Genomic DNA, 18,489 nt, shown 5'->3' with positions numbered 1-18,489 from the left:
GGCTCAGGCGCTCTCCTGAGAAGGCTCCGTGTCGAGCAACGTATCAAGCTCAGCCGGCAACCCAATCAAATAACCCTGCACATAATCGATACCTAGCGCGTGCACCGCGCTACGTATCTCTTCTGTTTCCACATATTCCGCCACCACCAGCATTTTCTTCATCCGGGCCAGATGGCAAATAGAAGCCACAATCTGGTAATCCAGGCTGTTGCTGACAATATTGCGAATAAAACCGCCGTCGATTTTGAGGATGTCGGCGTCCACGCTTTTTAACCGCGCATAGCTGGCGTAGCCGGTGCCAAAATCATCAATGGCGATCCGGATGCCCATTTTTTGTAATTTCCTGAGGGTAGACGCCGCCAGATCCGCATGACCAAAGGCGCTGCTTTCGGTCACTTCAAAGATCAACTGCCATGCTTCAACGGCGTATTTGGCTAACAGGCGGCTCACTTCAAGCGGGAACTGCGCCCGGTAGACGGTAGAAGGTGCGAGGTTGATCGCAAAGCGCTGGCCCGGCAACCGCTGGCGGTGCTGTGCCAGGAAACTCAACGTACGCTCCAGTACCCATAAATCGACACGCGACGATAAACCAAACTCCTGTGCTATGGGCAGGAACTGTTCGGGAAAGATCAGCGCCCCATTATCATCACGCATTCGCAGCAGCACCTCGTGATAACAATCGCCGCGCAGCCCGCGAACGGGTTGAACCAGCAGGGTAAAAGCGTCCTGCTCCAGCGCGGCCTGTAAACGGCTCATCATCGCGACCTTATCTTTCAGGCTACGCTGCAAGTGAACAGCCCCGCGCTGCTGAAGATTTTCCGGGTGGTTGGTAGAAAGGGAGAGATCGGCCACGATGCCCAGCTCCCCCAGCACCAGATAGAGGTGATTGACGGGTGAGCGCACATAGCAATAGCTTATGCCGACCTGAGGCTGTACCGGCATACCATCCCAGACAAAAACGAACTGCTTGATATGCTCGTCCAGCGTCTCAATGCGCTGTTGATGCGACTCCGCATCCAGACGCACCGCCATGTCATACCCGGTGAGGTGATAGACTCGCTCATTGGGCTGTAGAGTGCCGTTTATCCATTGCGCCAGCTGCTGTTTATACTGGATCCGCAGCATCACGCCGTAATTGCGTCCCAGTACCTCCAGCTCGGGCACGCGCAGTAAACAGAGCGCTGACCACGGATGACTGGCCAGCTCGCGCGACAGCGCCCGCAGGTTGGGCATATGCACCACCGGATCGAGAAAAGCCTGACTGCGGGAGCGAATATTGATGGCGCGCTGGCGTGTCGCCAGCATCGACATGTACGTCACAACGAAGGAAAAGACCAGATAGCTGGATGAGGTGATCGCCAGCTGAATGCCATACCCCTCTTGCACCGGAATGTAGTGATAAAAAAAGTGAATCGACACCAGCAGGACCGGCGTCCAGATGAGTGACATCAGCTTGTAGCCAAAGCGCATCGCCCCCCAGAGCATCACGGGCATCAGCAGGGACAAGGTGTAGTTGGTACTGAAAATGGAACTGTTTGCATTCATGGGCAGCAGCAGCATGACCAGCAACCCGCCCAGGGCTAAAAACCACACCACAAACTCAACGGCCGTCACCTTTTTGTCTATTTGCGCGCGGAGCTGGGACATCAGTCCCTTGATATAGCGCGGATGCCGTATCAGGCGGATCAGCAGGTAGCTTAGCGGCACGCCCGTCAGCCCGCTCACCAGTAGCCCCTGATAGTTAATAAGTGTCCGAATATTGAGGGGATTTAGTCCCGCGAGGCTCTGGCGGCTCTCATAAATGCCGAGATAAACCGCAAACTGAAACAGCACCAGAAAAAGCGTTGCCGGACAAAACACCTGCCAGAAAATACGCTGCCCCATCAGACGTATGTCACCGTAAGCGGTCATATTGCGCCGGGGCGCAAATACGCGATAACCGCCCCAGCTGAGCACCAGAGGAACGATAAAATGCAGAATGCCAGCCACGGTTTCAAATAACCCAACGGAGGGGTAATAACGTAAAAATAGCGATACCACCACCCCGGGGAGGGCTTCCAGGCCAAAGAACAACATCAGCGCCAGCAGAAAAGAGAGCGGGAGATAATAGAGCGCAACGATACCGTCGCCCAGCTGCGTTAAGGTATTAGCCACACTTAGTACCGGGAGTAACACGACGGGTAAAATAAGAGGAAGTGCCCACCAGCGGTCTTTATTTTGCTTCAGGATGTGGTGAATATTCATAGATGCTCGTTTACAACCCTTGCGCTCCAGAGGGTAAAGGAAGACAGGCATCCAACCTGACGTACACGTTGCCCGGGAAATTCCTGGCAAGCACAGTGGAGGAGGGATTTTAAATATCAACGACGGGATGCGGTTGACCTAAATCAAATTAATTTATCTGAATAAACCTTTCTTACGTTTTTTTTGAATATTTTTCCTGTAATTATCAATGCGATAAATAAAAGCGTTGTTTTTAATAACATAAATTAATGTAAGCATTGACGGTATTTTACATTTCGCCGAATTGACCCAGACTTGCGGCTGTGCCTTAATAGCCGTATCGCCCAAAAGGGTATACTCAGGAAAAGAAAGTGAGTCAGGCTACGCGTATGCGAAAACGACATCGATTTAACACCCGGATGACCCGCATCATACTGCTCATCAGTTTCCTGTTTTTCTTTGGCCGCTTTGTTTATTCCTCCATTGGCGCCTGGTATCACCATCAGGACAAAATTCAGTCGCAGCAATCAGGCCTCGTTGTGGATTCGCCCGAGCGCTAACGTCCATGTTCACGCTGTAACAGCCGAATAATTACCGTCATCCCTTTGCTGAGGATCTTATCCTGACGCATCACTATCGCCAGTTGCCGGCGCAGAACGGGCGTTAACGATTGAACGCGTAATCCCTCCCGGTCGTCGGCATGCTCCACCGCCATTCGCGGCACAATACTGTAGCCCAGCCCTGCACGTACCATGCGTTTGATGGCCTCAATACTGCCAAGCTGCATAACCGGTGAGACGGCTAGTCCGCGGGCTTCAAACCAGCCGTCAATCAACGTTCGCGTACCGCTGCCCGACTCAAACGCAATGAGCGGCTGAGCGTATAAAGAGTCTGGCGTAAACTGCTCCCCTTCTTCCGGCTGAACCTGCGCGCCAATCCAGACAAACTCTTCCTCCATCGCGTGCATAATCGCCAACGTACGACCGCTCGCCGGTAGCGTGACCAGCCCCATATCCAGCCGATTCTCCTCAATCGCCCTGACGATATCTGGCGTATTTCCCGTCGTCACTCCGATCCGTAACAGGGGATACTCCTCACGAAGCTGCTGCAACAGCGCTGGAAGCAGATGAATACAGGCCGTCGCGCCCGTGCCGAGCGTGATGGTGCCGCTCACTTCCTGAGTGAACGCGCTAACCGAACGAATTGTCTCCTCAACCGCCAGTTCAAGACGTTCACCGTGCACCCGTAGCGCCTCACCGGCAGCAGTGGCTTTGATTCCACGCCCCGTACGTTCGATCAGCCGCGTCTGAAGAAACTGCTCCAGCTGGCGTATTTGCAGGCTGACGGCGGGCTGGGAAATACCCATTACATCTGCTGCCGCAGAAAAGCTGCCGCGTTGAACGACCAGACGAAAAGTGGCGAGGTGTCCCAGATTGAGCGTCGTCATGCAAAGTTTCTCTTATAGGGTGAATAAGGATACGGCTCTGCCAGCACAATACCGCGCCCTGTATGCTCGGGACAACTGCCTAACGGAATGAAAAATAATGGAAACACCTGCACTCCCTCGCCGTCTTGCGCTCACTGCGGGATGTAATCAACTCATTAACTGGGGGATCTCCTTTTACATGCCGGGAACCTTTGCTCATGCCATTACAGCAGACCGAAGCTGGTCGTCCCCCAAAATCTATCTTGGCCTGACGCTGGCCATGCTGGTTATGGCTATTGTCTCGCCGTTTGTCGCACCTCTGCTGGCGCGTTTTGGTGGACAAAGGGTGGTAATGAGCGGGACCTTGCTGATCGCCGTAAGCTGTCTGTCAATGGCCTTTACGCCCACACTTTCAGGCTGGTATGGCGCCTGGTTGCTGACCGGCATCGGGATGCGCCTGTCGCTGTATGATGCGCTTTTCTCCGCTCTTGTGAACCTATACGGACCGCAGGCACGCAGGACAATCTCTCGTGTCACCCTGGCAGGCGGGCTGGCGTCCGCTGTCTTTTGGCCGCTGGGAGACGCCTTACTGAACGTGATGGGTTGGCAGGATGCGCTGAAGATCTACGCCCTGTTCGGTCTGCTCAGTGCCCTGCTTCTTCGGCGCTTCCCGCGCCAGCGCTTTACGGTCAAGCCCAAAGCATGTACGCAGGTTTCCCCTCATGACAGGCGTAATGGCTGGCTTTATGCAACCTTCATTGCTCTCATCACCTTCGTCTCTAACGGCACCTCTACACACCTTCCCGAATTTATCGCCAGCTTCGGCCTGCCGGTCGCCGTCGGCATGCTGTGGGGAATGGGGCAGACCGGTGCGCGCCTTATGGAGGTGCTGGCAGGGGCGCGCCTCACTCCGCTAAAACTGACGCTTTTCACTGCGCTCGCCATGCCGCTTTGTTTTCTCATCGGACTGAGCAGCGACATGCTGGCCTGGTGTGCCGCCGGATTTGTGTTCGGCTTTGGTGCCATTAACGGGCTGGTGACTATCGTCAAAGCGACGCTACCCCTGGAACTGTTTAGTACAGAGCGCTATGCCAGCCGCACGGGGCTGCTGCTTATTCCAGGCCAACTGATGGCAGCCGCCTCTCCGTTTGCGTATGCGTGGCTAAATAAGTCGCTGGGTATAACAGGCGGAATGTGGGTTTCCGCAGGACTGACGCTGGTCATTGCGGGGTTCGCAGTGGCGCTCGTGCGCAGCCCAGGCAAACAAACTGTATCGCACTGTATCCCGAGCGCTACGCTGACAAACCGGTACAAAACGCCCGCAGAAGCAAACATCCCCGATACATAAAAATGGTCTTCTGTATCCCTCGCCATAATAAACTGATGAGGAGAGACACAGATGATTCGTCGATATTTCCTGCTTCCTGTATTTGCGCTGACGTCCTTTGCTGGCGCACTGGCCGCACCGTTGGATGGCCTGAGCGCCGCTGATGTTAATGGCCCGGCCGCCGTAGCGCCGCAGGAAAAACCCCAGCCGCCAGCAAAACTGATCGTCGACCCACCGCTGGCGGGACCGCTGAGTAAAGGTGCGGTCTTTATTCAGTACCGCGTCGAAAACCTGCGCATTGAACCTGTATTTGGACCCGACGCGCTGAAAGTCACTCCGAGTATCGGCCATATTCACGTTGTGGTGGATGACGCGCCCTGGCACTGGGCTGATACCAGCGGCGAGCCGGTGATCCTGGTCGGGCTGCCCGCCGGGAAACACAAGGTAACCATCATCGTTGCCGACCCGACGCATAAGCCCATCGACCATAAAACCGTTGAATTCACCGTGCCGCCACACGCCGCGGTTCACCACTTTTAAGGAGCCTGTTATGAAAGCATTGTCTGTATTAACAGCGGCGCTGCTGGCGGTTTCCACCAGCGCGCTGGCAGAGACGAAAGCCAGCGTGGTGCTGGTGCACGGGGCGTTTGCCGACGGCAGCAGCTGGAATAAGGTGATTACCCGGCTGCAAAAACACCATACCGAGGTCATTGCGGTACAACTTCCGCTCACGTCTCTGAAAGATGATGTCGCCGCCACGCAGCGTGCTATCGCCCGGGCTCATGGCGACGTTGTGCTGGTCGGGCACTCCTGGGGCGGGTCGGTAATCAGCGAAGCGGGCAATAATGCGCGGGTGAAGTCTCTGGTTTACGTTGCCGCTTTTGCGCCGGATTCCGGCCAGTCGACCGCAGATCTGGCAGACAGTTATCCTGCTCCGCCAGGGAGCGCCAGCCTCGCTAAAACGTCAGAGGGGTATTTATATCTGCCGACAAAAGCGGTCAGCGAGAATTTTGCCCCTGACGTGAAGGACGTTGAGCGCAGCGTGATTGCCGCGACGCAAAGCCCTATTAAGGCCGATGCGTTTGGGGAGAAAGTCGCGCATGCCGCCTGGCATGACAAACCGAGCTGGTATGTGATCAGCAAAAATGACCGGATGATCAATCCTGAGCTTGAGCGCGCAATGGCGAAGAAAATCAACGCCAACACCACGGAGGTAGCGGCAAGCCATGTATCGATGGTCAGCCAGCCGGACGTCGTTACCCGTACGATTGAACAGGCGTTATCGGGTCAACAGTGATAAAAAAGCCCGCATGATGAACGGTCCGACTTCGGGCCACGCCATCCTGCGGGCTTTATGCACTTCTGGCTCCTGCAACGGGGTTATGTGCGGTTTTCACAAACGCGCCTTCCCCCCACTCTTAACCATCAGAAGCTGTACGTCACCTTCAAACTTCCCACAGGAGACGTTTTTCGCTGAACAATTGGGCTATCGCCAGCCTCTCCCGTCAGCTGCGTAACGCCAGCTGCGGCAAGCAGGCTCCAGCGGGAGGTGAGCTTATGAGTCCAGTCCAGGTTCAGCGAATACGCATATAGTCCCGATCCGGCATCGTGTCGGGCAAAACCCGATGCGGCCGACTGGGCGGCATTCACCCCGTAATAGGTTTGCACGTACTTACTGGATCCCCAGCTACCGGTCAGCGCCAGCGTTAACGCATTTTTCGGAGATGTATAGATCGGGCTGGCAATGCCGAAATGCACAGCCTCACCATTGTCTCTCTCAGAAACCGGAACCTCTGCCTGCAACTGCACGGTCAGCCAGTCAGTCACCCTGTACCCCAGCCCTGGCACAACGATAGCTGAGCCTTTAATGTCACCCATTCCCCGCAGGTCGTCGCTGCCGGAGGCGATCGAATCGCTGCTTACGTCGCGATCCTTACGTCCAGCGCGATAGCTCAGCGCTGCATTGTAGTCCAGGTTACCAAAGCTGTTGCCGTAGCCGATCCCCCGCGTGGTGCTGACAAAAAAACCATTTGCCATCGCGTAATCAACCACCTGAGCCGCAGAGACCCGGCTCTTGTCCGAACCGGAATAGCGTGGCGCAACATCCACGCCGCCTCCCAGGGTTAACACGTTGCCCTGGCGCTGATCTGCCGCCAGGGCCGTGGTAGCCAGTAACGCCAGGACGGCCCCCGGCAAGATGCTTTTCATGCTGCGACCGATGCGTGAACGGGGGAAACTATGACGCAGTGTGATGTTTCTCATTAAAGAAGCCCTTTGGATTCAGATAATTGCGATACAAGCGGTGTTAAACGCCAGAGCGCTCATTCTGAATACTCACCTTAAGGTTCTTATGAGCCGTAAATGAAGAAATGCTGAAGCAAGTGAAGGTTCTGTAAACCCTGAAGAATTCCTGATACCGTTTTTTCTTCAGTTGTTCTTCATGCACTGTTGATACAGTTACCAATGTGAAAATTCTACTAATTGAAGACGACCTGGATCTCGGCAATGGCGTACGTATCGCCCTTGCAGATCAAGGATTTGATGTCATATGGGTACGCCGCAAAGAGGATGCGCTGCATCAGCTTGGGATCTGCGTGCCGGAACTTATTTTGCTAGACCTGGGGCTGCCCGATGGCGATGGCATGAGCCTGATGACGCGCCTGCGTCAACAGCTTAAGGGCGTCCCCGTCATCATCCTGACGGCGCGAGGCACGCTACAGGACCGCCTGTGCGGTCTGGATGCAGGCGCAGACGATTATCTGGTCAAACCTTTTGTTCTCGCCGAACTGCTGGCGCGCGTGAGAGCCCTTGCGCGGCGCAGTTACGGTTTTGAAAATGAGGCAATAGAAATTCGCGGTTTGTCGCTTCATATTCCGACGCGTCGCGTAACGGTGAGCGCACGCCACGTTGAGCTGACGGCAAGCGAATATGCGCTGCTTGAAACGTTAATGCTGCGCGCCGATCGCGTGCTTACGCGACGGTATCTGGAAGAAAGGTTATTTGGCACGAAAGAAAACCTCAGCAACGCACTTGATGTGCATATGGGTAACCTGCGGCGAAAAATTGGCGATGGCTTTGTGCGAACGGTGAGAGGCGTTGGGTATGTCATTGATACCGTACCCGTTCAGAAGGCGGCAGGTTGATGCGTAATTTTTGGCACCACCTCAGGCTTCCCACACTGGTCAGGCGAATGCTGGTCGCCCAGATGCTGCTGCTTACGTTGCTCTGGTGTCTCTTTTTAACCTTCATTTTGCTGGAAGACCTGCGTAGTCCTCCCATACTGACGGGCAATGAGACTTACGAAACCGTTTTTTCCCTGGTAGAGAGCATGGACGATCGCCCGCAGGCGCGTAATGCCGTGCTGGCAGCGTTCAGCAAGGCGCTGCGGGAGGGCTATGGCGGCGGTGAAGACCCGGAGCTGTCCATCAACCTCATTGTTCGCAAGAATAACGAGATTATTTTTTCTTCGGATGGTGCGCCAACGGGGGTAAAAAATAGCCGTCTGGGGGTCATGCAGCATGTCCAGAGTGAGGACCATACATGGACAAGCCGTACCCTCAAATCCGCGCACTCCGACGTGGAGGTCACCCTTTTTACCCCTGCCGGTAGCTGGAATTTCTTTATCTATCTGAACTCGCGCGGCTACTACGTCATGCCGCTGATGATATGCATCCCTTTTCTTCTGTTCCCCGCGTGGCTGTCCATCCGCATCGCGATGCGCCCCTGGAACAAGGTGGTAGATGAAATTTCATTGCGCACGCCGGACGATCTCTCGCCTTTAAAAGCCGTCCCCAGACACAGAGAGCTTCGCCAGACGGTCGACGCGATTAATGACTTTCTGGCCAGGGTGCGGGAAAGCGCCGAAAGGGAAAAAATGTTTATTGCCGATGCCGCTCACGAACTGCGTACGCCTCTGGCCGCGATGCGGATCAACGTCGAGGCATTGCAGTCCTGGGTCATCAGCGAAAGCCAGCAGGAACTGCTTGCGGGCATTGTTCGCAGCAATAGCCGTGCTGCGCGTCTCGTCAATCAGCTTCTGCTGATGATGCACAGCGAAGCACACATCAGCACGGTGATGTCGCCTGTGCCGCTGACAACGCTTATTCAGGAGCGAATGGCTGCCCTGGAACCGCTGGCGTCCGGACGCAGAATTGAGTTTGAATTCTTCGCCGACGATGAAATCCATGTCGCAGGCATTCGGGAACGTCTGGTGTCGCTGATCGACAATTTAATTGAGAATGCCGTGAAGTACAGCCCTGAGGGTGGACGCATTGAGGTACAACTGCAATCGCGTGATAAATGCGCTCAGCTGCGCGTCTCAGACGCGGGCCCCGGTATCCCGATTGAACTGCGGGAGCGCGTGTTCGACAGATTTTTCCGCGATCCTAATCAGACCCAAAGCGGGAGTGGACTGGGGCTTGCCATCGTCAAAGCCGTTACGCAGCAACACAACGGCAGGGTCAATCTGAGTACGTCAGCCGAAGGTGGTCTTATGGTGACCGTTGATTTCCCGAATCCGGCGTTCGCATGAACGTAAACGCGGCGCTACACGTCCTGACATGTGTCAGCGCAGCGTTACTTTACGTATGCCGCAGATTGCTTCAATAAAATTACCGTATTTGTTATATTGTTACTTACTGATTATTCACCTCTGCGGTGCCAAAAAGAACAAGATTCACCGCAACCCAGGACAGAAAAATGTTAGATTACCGCTTCCCGACAGCTTTGCAGATGGTTCTCAGCGTAGCGATGGCGGAGCAATCGGGTGAACGTTCGACGAGTGCAATCCTGGCTTACGGCCTGGAAGCGAATCCGAGCTTTATCCGCAAATTAATGGTTCCTCTCGCCCGCGACGGCATTATCGTCTCCACGCTTGGCCGCAACGGCTCTATTCATCTTGGCCGCCCGGCTGAAGAGATCACCCTGCGTGATATCTACCTTTCCGTCACTGAAGATAAAAAGCTGTGGGCGTCCCGTCCTGACGTCCCGGCCCGCTGCGTGGTCAGCGCCAACGCCTGCTGGTACTTCAAATCAATCGCTGATGAAGCGGAGCAGGCTTCGTTAGCGGTTTTAGCGCGCCATACCGTCGCCAGCGCGCTGGAAGAGGTGAAAAAAGCCGATACCAGCGGGTGCGATCCGGTGCCGGAACTCTTTACGCAGCATAAAAAAGCGCCTTAATCCTGACAGACTGCGAAAAAAAAGCCGCCTTCATTGTGAAGGTGGCTTTTTGCTATCTGCTACGTCCTACGCAGGCAACACCTCTCTTTCCGCTTTGCCGCGCGTCACGAACTTACGCAGCGTCACGTAAAAGACCGGCGTCAGGAACAGACCAAACAGCGTCACGCCCAGCATCCCGGAAAAGACTGTGATCCCGGTGACGCCGCGCACTTCTGCCCCTGCCCCGTGACCAAGGATCAGTGGAATAGTCCCGGCAATAAAGGCGATAGAAGTCATTACAATCGGGCGTAAACGCAGGCGGCACGCCTCCAGCGCAGCCTCCATGATGCCTTTGCCCTGAATTTCCAGTTCGCGGGCAAACTCAACGATAAGAATCGCGTTTTTACAGGCCAGCCCCATCAGCACAACCAGCCCTACCTGCACAAAGACGTTGTTATCGCCCCCGGTCAGCCAGACGCCGAACAGCGCGGAGAGCATCGTCATCGGCACGATGAGGATCACCGCCAGCGGCAGCGTCCAGCTTTCATACAGCGCCGCCAGCACCAGGAACGCCAGCAGCACTGCGACCGGGAAGACGATCAGCGCCGTGTTGCCCTGGGTGGCCTGCTGGAAGCTCAGGTCCGTCCATTCAATATTCATCCCGTTCGGCAGGATCTGCTTAGACATAGCGTCCAGCTGCGTCATCGCCTGCGCGGAAGAGAGCACGCGCGGGTCGGCATCACCAATCAGATCCGCCGCCGGGTAGCCGTTGTAGCGGATCACCGGGTCCGGACCGTAGGTGGTCGTGATGTTCACCATACTGCCAATCGGCACCATTTCGCCCTGGCTGTTGCGGGTACGCAGATTCGCAATATCTTCCACGCTGTCGCGGAACTGCCCGTCGGCCTGCGCCATCACGCGCCAGGTACGCCCGAACTGGTTGAAATCATTGACGTACGACGAGCCCAGATAGGTTTGCAGCGTCCCGAAGAGATCGGTCAGCGACACGCCCTGCGCTTTCGCCTTATCGCGGTCAACCTGGACGTCCAACTGCGGCACGTTAGCCTGGTAGGTTGAGATGGGGAAATGCATCCCCGGCGTCTGCATAATCGCCCCGGACATGGTGTTCACCGCGTTTTGCAGCGCGCCATAGCCCAGACCAGCGCGATCCTGTATGTACAGCGAATAGCCCGACCCCTGACCCAGCCCTAAAATCGGCGGCGGCAGAATCGAGAAGCCAAAGCCCTGCTGGATTTGCGCGATTTTCGCGTTGATCTCCGCGTTAATTTCCGCCGCGGAATGTTTACGCTGGTCGAACGGCTTCAGGCCAAAAAAGACCGTCCCGGTGTTCGGCGTATTGGTGAACTGGAGCGCATTCAGGCCAGGAAACGCGACCGCATAATCCACGCCTTCGGTATTCATCCCGATTTCGCTCATTTTGCGGATCACCGCATCGGTACGCGCCAGCGACGAGCCTTCCGGCATTTTCACGCCGCCAATCAGGTACAGCTTATCCTGCGTCGGAATAAACCCGCCGGGAACGGCTTTAAACATGACGCCTGCGGCACAGAGCAGCAGCAGGTAAACCACGAATACCGCACCGCGCCGTCCCAGCGTTTTGCCCACCAGCCCCTGATAGCCGTTTGAACTGCGGAGGAAAAAGCGGTTAAACGGACGGAAAATCCAGCCGAACAGACGGTCGATAAGCCGGGTCGGGAAATCTTTCGGCGCGCCGTGGGGCTTTAACAGCAGTGCCGCCAGCGCCGGAGAGAGCGTCAGCGAGTTAATCGCTGAAATCACCGTCGATATCGCGATCGTCACCGCAAACTGCTTGTAGAACTGGCCGGTAACGCCCGACAGAAACGCCATCGGCACAAACACCGCGCACAGCACCAGCGCAATCGCGATAATCGGCCCGGACACTTCACGCATCGCCTGGTGCGCGGCCGCAAGCGGCGCAAGCCCCTCTTCGATATTTCGCTCGACGTTTTCCACCACCACGATGGCGTCGTCCACCACGATACCGATGGCGAGCACCAAGCCGAACAGGCTGAGGGTATTCAGCGAGAAGCCCAGCAGGTAGAGAATGCTGAAAGTACCCACCACCGACACCGGCACCGCGATCAGCGGAATGATCGACGCGCGCCAGGTTTGCAGGAACAGAATGACCACCAGCACCACCAGCACCACGGCTTCCAGCAGCGTTTGCACCACCGCACGGATTGAATCACGCACGAAGACCGTCGGATCGTAAGGTGCCGCCCACTTCATGTCTGCCGGGAAGCGCGTGGACAGTTCGTCCATTTTCGCGCGCACCGCGTTAGACAGATCGATGGCGTTCGCCCCCGGCGACTGGAAGATACCAATCCCGACCGCGTCTTTATTGTTCAGCTGGGAACGCAGGGCATAGCTCCCGGAGCCCATTTCAATCCGCGCCACGTCGCGCAGGCGGACGACCGTACCATCCTGCGTTGTTTTCAGGACAATATTGCCAAACTCTTCTTCGGTATGCAGGCGGCCCTGGGCGTTAATGGAGATCAGGAAGTCGCTCTCTTTCGGCAGCGGCTCGGCACCAAGCTGACCGGCGGAGACCTGTACGTTTTGCTCCTGCATCGCCGTGACCACGTCCGAGGCGGTCAGCCCGCGCGCCGCCACTTTATTAGGGTCCAGCCAGACGCGCATCGCGTACTCACCGGAGCCGAAAATCTGGATCTGGCCGACGCCGGGCAGGCGCGCCAGCTCGTCCTTCACCTTCAGCGTGGCGTAGTTACGCATATACAGTGAATCGTACTTACCACCAGGCGAAAACAGATGCACCACCAGCGTCAGCGTTGGCGACTGTTTCTGAGTCGTGATGCCCAAACGCCGCACGTCTTCCGGCAGACGCGCCTCGGCCTGCGCGACGCGGTTTTGCACCTGAACCTGCGCCTGATCCGGGTCAGTCCCCGGACGGAAGGTCACGGTGGTCACCAGCACGCCGTCCGAGCCCGCGACGGATTTCATGTACATCATGTTTTCAACGCCGTTGATCGCCTCTTCCAGCGGTGTTGCCACGGTCTCAGCAATCACTTTCGGGTTGGCGCCCGGATACTCGGCGCGCACCTGCACGCTTGGCGGCACGACGTCAGGGTATTCGCTCACCGGCAGCAGCGGGATGGCGATTAATCCTGTGATAAAAATCAGAATCGACAGTACGGCGGCAAAAATCGGCCTGTCGATGAAAAAGCGGGAAAAGTCCATGGATTGGATTCTCAGGTAAGGGATCAGTTGAGGGCGGCGCTGGCGGTCATGGCAACGGTTTTTGCATTAACCGGCATACCCGGCATAAACACTTTTTGTAAACCATCGACGATGACTTTATCCCCGGGATTCAGCCCCTGCTGTACGATACGTAAACCGTCGGCCAGACGCCCGGGCGTGATGTCGCGGCGCTGCGCTTTTCCGTCTTTATCCACGATATAGACGTATTTACGATCCTGATCGGTCAGCACCGCCTTATCGTCAACAAGCGTGGCTTTAAATTCCGCACTGCCCGGCAGGCGTACGCGGGCAAACAGTCCCGGCGTGAACTGACGCTGTGAGTTATCCAGCAGCGCGCGCATGCGGATGGTCCCGGTGCTCGGCGTGAGCTGGTTATCCAGGAAATCCACTTTGCCCTGATGGGGATAGCCCTCCTCGCCCGTCAGGCCAATCTCAACCGGCAGCGCCGTGTGATTGCTGGACGCCCCCTGCCCGCTGCGGGCCAGTTTCTGATAGTGAAGGTAGGTTGACTCGTCCACGTCAAAGTAGACGTACACCGTCTTCTGCGAGACCAGCGTGGTGAGGACGCTGGCGGTATCGCCCGCAGTCACCAGGTTCCCGCTGGTGATCAGCGCCCGGCTGGCGCGACCATCGATAGGCGCAGTCACTTTGGTGAAGTCCAGGTTGAGCTGGGCTGCGTCAACCGCCGCCTGCGCGGCGCGAATGTCGGCCTGCGCCTGAACGGCAGCCGAGCGACGCTGCTCCCACTCTTCCCGTGAGACCAGATGGGTATTGATCAGCTTATCGGTACGGTTAGCCTCACTTTGCGCCAGGCTGGCCTGCGTTTTGGCCCGCGCCAGGTTCGCCTGCGCCTGTTCCAGCGCGGCGCGATAGGTACGGTCATCAATGGTGAACAGCACCTCGCCCTTCTTCACTTCCTGGCCGTCGGTGTAATTCACTTTCTCAATGTAGCCGGACACGCGCGGACGCAGCTGAACGCTTTCCACCGCTTCAATGCGACCGTTAAAGCTGTCCCACTGGCTAATGGATTTCACCACCACGTCAGCAGCGCTGACAACGGGCGCTTGCGGCGCGGCATTTTGCGCGACGCTGTCATCGCACCCGACGAGAAGCACGGAGAGTAAAACCACCCCCATCGCGCTCAGATGAAAGTTACCCCAGGTTTTTTGCAGGCTCATTATTTTTATTCCGGTTATTGTAGCCGCCGGGCAAGACGCAGCGGGAGACGCCGCGCCACTTCCTTTGTCCGGTAGCTGGCTTAAGGCCGTTTGTGTCGTTCATCGCCACAAAACTGTAACAGTTGCGAATACACTATTCGCGGCGATTGTAGGAAGGCGCTTAACTAAGTGCAAGAATAATTGTTGCACTTTATGTGCTATTTGCGGCAAAGGTAAATCACGTGTTTTGAACAGGGATTTAAATGCAACAATAAAACTTGCAATTAATGTAAAAACGGGTCACCTTTAAGTGCAACAAACAAAGATGCTTTTTAATGCTTGGCGTAGGGGGAAGCAAGATGAACACGGGTGCATTCATTCACGATTTACTCGACTGGATCGACAACAACCTCGATAGCCGTCTGGACATTGAAACCGTCTCCAGGCGAGCCGGCTATTCGAAATGGCACCTCCAGCGGCTTTTCAAAGAACATACCGGCTCCCCTCTCGCCGAATATATTCGCGCGCAAAAGCTGCAAAAATCGGTTGAGCGCTTAGCCCACAGCGATGAACCGATTCTGAACGTGGCGATCGCGTTGGGCTTTGACTCTCAGCAGTCCTTCAATCGCAGCTTTAAGCGTCAGTATGGTCAGGCGCCAGGGGCATGGCGACGCAGTATCGGCTGCCGTGGATCCCGGCAGATGAGCCAGTAGCTCACGTCCCGTTCGGATATCAGCTACAAAAGAAAAACCCTCTGTAAACAGAGGGTTTTATCAGTTTTACCTGCTTATAACTTCGCAGGAAAGGTTATGGGCTTACTCCCACTCGATCGTCGCCGGTGGCTTGCCGCTGATGTCATACACGACACGCGATATGCCATTGACTTCATTGATTATTCTGTTAGACACGCGGCCTAAGAAGTCATACGGCAGGTGCGCCCAGTGCGCGGTCATGAAGTCGATGGTTTCCACCGCACGCAGGGAAACAACCCAGTCGTACTTACGGCCATCGCCCATCACGCCGACGGAGCGTACCGGCAGGAACACGGTGAACGCCTGGCTCACTTTGTTGTACAGGTCAGCTTTGTGCAGCTCTTCGATGAAGATCGCGTCCGCGCGACGCAGCAGGTCGCAGTACTCTTTCTTCACTTCGCCCAGCACGCGTACGCCGAGGCCCGGGCCCGGGAATGGGTGACGGTAGAGCATGTCGTACGGCAGCCCCAGCTCCAGACCGATTTTACGCACTTCGTCTTTGAACAGCTCACGCAGCGGTTCCACCAGACCCATCTTCATCTCTTTCGGCAGGCCGCCCACGTTGTGGTGAGATTTGATAACGTGCGCTTTACCGGTTGCGGAGGCCGCAGACTCGATCACGTCAGGGTAGATAGTGCCCTGCGCCAGCCATTTCACGTCTTCCAGCTTCAGCGCTTCTTCGTCGAACACTTCCACGAACACGCGACCGATGATCTTACGTTTCGCTTCCGGATCGTTCTCGCCTTTCAGCGCGTCCAGGAAACGCTGCTCGCCTTCCACGTGAACGATGTTCAGACCGAAGTGGTCGCCAAACATGTCCATAACCTGCTTCGCTTCGTTCAGGCGCAGCAGGCCGTTATCCACGAAGACACAGGTCAGGTTTTTGCCGATGGCGCGGTGCAGCAGCATCGCGGTCACAGAGGAGTCCACGCCACCGGAGAGGCCGAGGATCACTTTGTCATCGCCAACCTGCTGGCGGATACGCTCCACGGCGTCGTCGATGATTTTTGCCGGGGTCCACAGGGCTTCACACTGGCAGATGTCACGCACGAAGCGCTCCAGCATGCGCATACCCTGACGGGTATGGGTCACTTCGGGGTGGAACTGCACGCCGTAGAAACGTTTTTCTTCGTTCGCCATGATGGCGAACGGGCAGCTTTCGGTGCTGGCAACGGTCACGAAGTCGGATGGGATGGCGGTGACTTTGTCGCCGTGGCTCATCCACACGTCCAGCAGCGGCTTGCCGTCTGCGGTCAGGGAGTCTTCGATACCGCGCACCAGCGCGCTGTCGGTGACAACTTCAACCTGTGCGTAGCCGAACTCACGCTCGTTAGAGCCTTCTACGTGGCCGCCCAGCTGCATCGCCATGGTCTGCATACCGTAGCAAACGCCGAACACCGGTACGCCCGCTTCGAACACGTACTGCGGCGCGCGCGGGCTGTTCTCTTCGGTGGTGCTTTCCGGGCCGCCGGACAGGATGATGCCGCTTGGATTGAATTCGCGAATCTGTGCTTCCGTGACATCCCACGCCCACAGCTCACAGTAAACGCCCAGCTCACGCACGCGGCGCGCCACCAGCTGAGTGTACTGAGAACCAAAGTCCAGGATGAGAATGCGATGTTTATGAATGTTTTCCGTCATTGACGCTAATTCCGAGGCAAGTGAAACAAAACAAAGCGCCCGGCATTGAGCCGGGCGCGGAAATTTATCAGGAGCCCAGACGGTAGTTCGGGGACTCTTTGGTGATCGTCACGTCGTGAACGTGGCTCTCCTGGATACCCGCACCGCTGATGCGTACGAATTCCGCTTTGGTACGCAACAGGTCAATGGTACCACAGCCGGTCAGCCCCATACAGGAGCGCAGGCCGCCCATCTGCTGGTGAATGATCTCTTTCAGGCGGCCTTTATACGCCACGCGACCTTCGATACCTTCCGGTACCAGTTTGTCAGCAGCGTTATCGGTCTGGAAGTAACGGTCAGAGGAACCTTTGGACATCGCGCCCAGGGAGCCCATACCGCGGTAGGATTTATAAGAACGCCCCTGGTAGAGTTCGATTTCACCCGGAGATTCTTCGGTACCGGCCAGCATGGAGCCCACCATCACGGCTGCGGCACCTGCGGCGATCGCTTTGGCGATGTCACCAGAGAAGCGGATACCGCCGTCCGCGATAACCGGAATACCGGTGCCTTCCAGCGCTTCAACCGCGTCAGAAACCGCCGTGATCTGCGGCACGCCTACGCCAGTGACGATACGGGTGGTACAGATAGAGCCAGGGCCGATACCCACTTTCACCGCGCTGCAACCCGCTTCCGCCAGCGCGCGAGCGCCTGCGCCTGTTGCCACGTTACCGCCGATAATCTGGAGATCCGGGTATTTAGCACGGGTTTCACGAATACGTTGCAGAACGCCTTCGGAGTGGCCGTGGGAGGAGTCAATCAGCAGCACGTCAACGCCTGCGGCAACCAGCGCGTCAACGCGCTCTTCGTTACCTGCGCCCGCGCCAACCGCAGCGCCGACGCGCAGACGGCCATGCTCGTCTTTACAGGCGTTCGGTTTACGTTCTGCTTTCTGGAAATCTTTAACGGTGATCATGCCGCGCAGGTGGAAGTTCGCGTCCACAACCAGCGCTTTCTCAACGCGTTTTTCGTGCATTTTCGCCAGCACCACGTCGCGGGTTTCGCCTTCACGCACGGTCACCAGACGCTCTTTTGGCGTCATGTAGACGCTTACAGGCTGGTTCAGGTCAGTCACGAAACGCACGTCACGACCGGTAATGATGCCGACCAGTTCGTTGTCTTCAGTGACTACCGGGTAGCCTGCAAAGCCGTTACGCTCGGTCAGGGCTTTCACTTCGTGCAGCGTGGTGGTTGGCAGAACGGTCTGAGGATCGGACACGATACCGGATTCATGCTTCTTCACGCGGCGAACTTCTTCCGCCTGACGCTCGATAGACATGTTTTTGTGGATAAAGCCAATGCCGCCTTCCTGTGCCAGGGCGATAGCCAGACGCGCTTCAGTCACGGTGTCCATTGCTGCGGAGAGCATAGGAATGTTCAGACGAATGGTTTTCGTCAACTGCGTGCTGAGGTCGGCAGTATTCGGCAGAACGGTGGAGTGAGCGGGAACGAGGAGGACGTCGTCAAACGTCAGTGCTTCTTTAGCGATACGTAGCATGGGCAATATCT

At 56.5% G+C, this 18,489-nt stretch carries 15 protein-coding genes; 8 read left to right on the top strand and 7 right to left on the bottom strand.

All coding sequences use genetic code 11. From position 1 onward, the window contains the following. Positions 1-3: 3 nt before the first annotated feature. Positions 4-2,244: an EAL domain-containing protein gene (locus tag SK53_RS00480; RefSeq protein WP_023314636.1), complete on the bottom strand. Its 2,241-nt coding sequence runs from the start codon at positions 2,242-2,244 to the stop codon at positions 4-6. Between the two features lie 368 nt (positions 2,245-2,612). Here SK53_RS00480 and SK53_RS22360 point away from each other — a divergent pair, with 368 nt between their 5' ends. Next, positions 2,613-2,783 carry a YfgG family protein gene (locus SK53_RS22360; protein WP_017383512.1) on the top strand — a complete coding sequence of 57 codons (171 nt, stop codon included), beginning with the start codon at positions 2,613-2,615 and terminating at the stop codon, positions 2,781-2,783. Here the strand turns inward: SK53_RS22360 and SK53_RS00470 are convergent. Beyond that, positions 2,780-3,670 (bottom strand): LysR family transcriptional regulator, encoded by an 891-nt coding sequence (locus SK53_RS00470; protein ID WP_048208255.1) that lies wholly within the window; start codon positions 3,668-3,670, stop codon positions 2,780-2,782. The genes SK53_RS22360 and SK53_RS00470 overlap by 4 nt on opposite strands. A gap of 97 nt (positions 3,671-3,767) precedes the next feature. Here SK53_RS00470 and SK53_RS00465 point away from each other — a divergent pair, with 97 nt between their 5' ends. From SK53_RS00465 to SK53_RS00455, 3 genes are read left to right on the top strand one after another with little or no spacing between them, the layout of a single operon-like run. Continuing rightward, the gene (locus tag SK53_RS00465; protein ID WP_022651562.1) at positions 3,768-4,997 is read left to right on the top strand and encodes an MFS transporter; all 1,230 of its coding nucleotides are present in this window, start codon (positions 3,768-3,770) and stop codon (positions 4,995-4,997) included. 51 nt (positions 4,998-5,048) lie between these two features. Next, the gene (locus SK53_RS00460) at positions 5,049-5,516 is read left to right on the top strand and encodes a DUF6130 family protein (protein WP_048208253.1); all 468 of its coding nucleotides are present in this window, start codon (positions 5,049-5,051) and stop codon (positions 5,514-5,516) included. Between the two features lie 10 nt (positions 5,517-5,526). Continuing rightward, positions 5,527-6,273, top strand: a complete 747-nt coding sequence (locus SK53_RS00455; protein WP_023325040.1) for an alpha/beta fold hydrolase — start codon at positions 5,527-5,529, stop codon at positions 6,271-6,273. 128 nt (positions 6,274-6,401) lie between these two features. Here SK53_RS00455 and SK53_RS00450 read toward each other — a convergent pair whose 3' ends face one another. Beyond that, positions 6,402-7,238 (bottom strand): MipA/OmpV family protein, encoded by an 837-nt coding sequence (locus SK53_RS00450; RefSeq protein ID WP_048208251.1) that lies wholly within the window; start codon positions 7,236-7,238, stop codon positions 6,402-6,404. 203 nt (positions 7,239-7,441) lie between these two features. On the opposite strand from SK53_RS00450, the gene SK53_RS00445 reads away from it, so the two are divergent. The 3 genes from SK53_RS00445 to SK53_RS00435 all read left to right on the top strand — a co-directional run bounded on the left by SK53_RS00445 (position 7,442) and on the right by SK53_RS00435 (position 10,154). Further along, positions 7,442-8,119: a response regulator gene (locus tag SK53_RS00445; protein WP_022651566.1), complete on the top strand. Its 678-nt coding sequence runs from the start codon at positions 7,442-7,444 to the stop codon at positions 8,117-8,119. Beyond that, positions 8,119-9,507 (top strand): sensor histidine kinase, encoded by a 1,389-nt coding sequence (locus SK53_RS00440; protein WP_032609820.1) that lies wholly within the window; start codon positions 8,119-8,121, stop codon positions 9,505-9,507. The genes SK53_RS00445 and SK53_RS00440 overlap by 1 nt, the downstream gene beginning before the upstream one ends. A gap of 167 nt (positions 9,508-9,674) precedes the next feature. Then, positions 9,675-10,154 carry an RrF2 family transcriptional regulator gene (locus tag SK53_RS00435; protein WP_023325043.1) on the top strand — a complete coding sequence of 160 codons (480 nt, stop codon included), beginning with the start codon at positions 9,675-9,677 and terminating at the stop codon, positions 10,152-10,154. Positions 10,155-10,220: 66 nt separating this feature from the next. On the opposite strand, the gene oqxB is transcribed toward SK53_RS00435, so the two are convergent. Both oqxB and SK53_RS00425 read right to left on the bottom strand, forming a co-directional pair. Beyond that, positions 10,221-13,373, bottom strand: a complete 3,153-nt coding sequence (oqxB, locus tag SK53_RS00430) for a multidrug efflux RND transporter permease subunit OqxB (protein ID WP_045330478.1) — start codon at positions 13,371-13,373, stop codon at positions 10,221-10,223. A 23-nt stretch (positions 13,374-13,396) separates the two neighbouring features. Further along, on the bottom strand, positions 13,397-14,572 hold the full coding sequence (locus tag SK53_RS00425) for an efflux RND transporter periplasmic adaptor subunit (RefSeq protein WP_048208248.1): 1,176 nt from the start codon (positions 14,570-14,572) through the stop codon (positions 13,397-13,399). A 338-nt stretch (positions 14,573-14,910) separates the two neighbouring features. On the opposite strand from SK53_RS00425, the gene SK53_RS00420 reads away from it, so the two are divergent. Beyond that, on the top strand, positions 14,911-15,264 hold the full coding sequence (locus SK53_RS00420; RefSeq protein ID WP_022651570.1) for a helix-turn-helix domain-containing protein: 354 nt from the start codon (positions 14,911-14,913) through the stop codon (positions 15,262-15,264). A gap of 102 nt (positions 15,265-15,366) precedes the next feature. Here SK53_RS00420 and guaA read toward each other — a convergent pair whose 3' ends face one another. Both guaA and guaB read right to left on the bottom strand, forming a co-directional pair. Continuing rightward, complete coding sequence (gene guaA, locus SK53_RS00415) at positions 15,367-16,944, bottom strand: glutamine-hydrolyzing GMP synthase (RefSeq protein WP_003860599.1); 1,578 nt, start codon at positions 16,942-16,944, stop codon at positions 15,367-15,369. A 67-nt stretch (positions 16,945-17,011) separates the two neighbouring features. Beyond that, on the bottom strand, positions 17,012-18,478 hold the full coding sequence (guaB, locus tag SK53_RS00410) for an IMP dehydrogenase (protein ID WP_003860601.1): 1,467 nt from the start codon (positions 18,476-18,478) through the stop codon (positions 17,012-17,014). Positions 18,479-18,489: the final 11 nt, after the last annotated feature.

Source organism: Enterobacter sp. MGH119 (assembly GCF_001037675.1).
GTDB lineage: Bacteria > Pseudomonadota > Gammaproteobacteria > Enterobacterales > Enterobacteriaceae > Enterobacter > Enterobacter hormaechei_C.
This window is presented reverse-complemented; position numbering and strand designations above follow the sequence as displayed.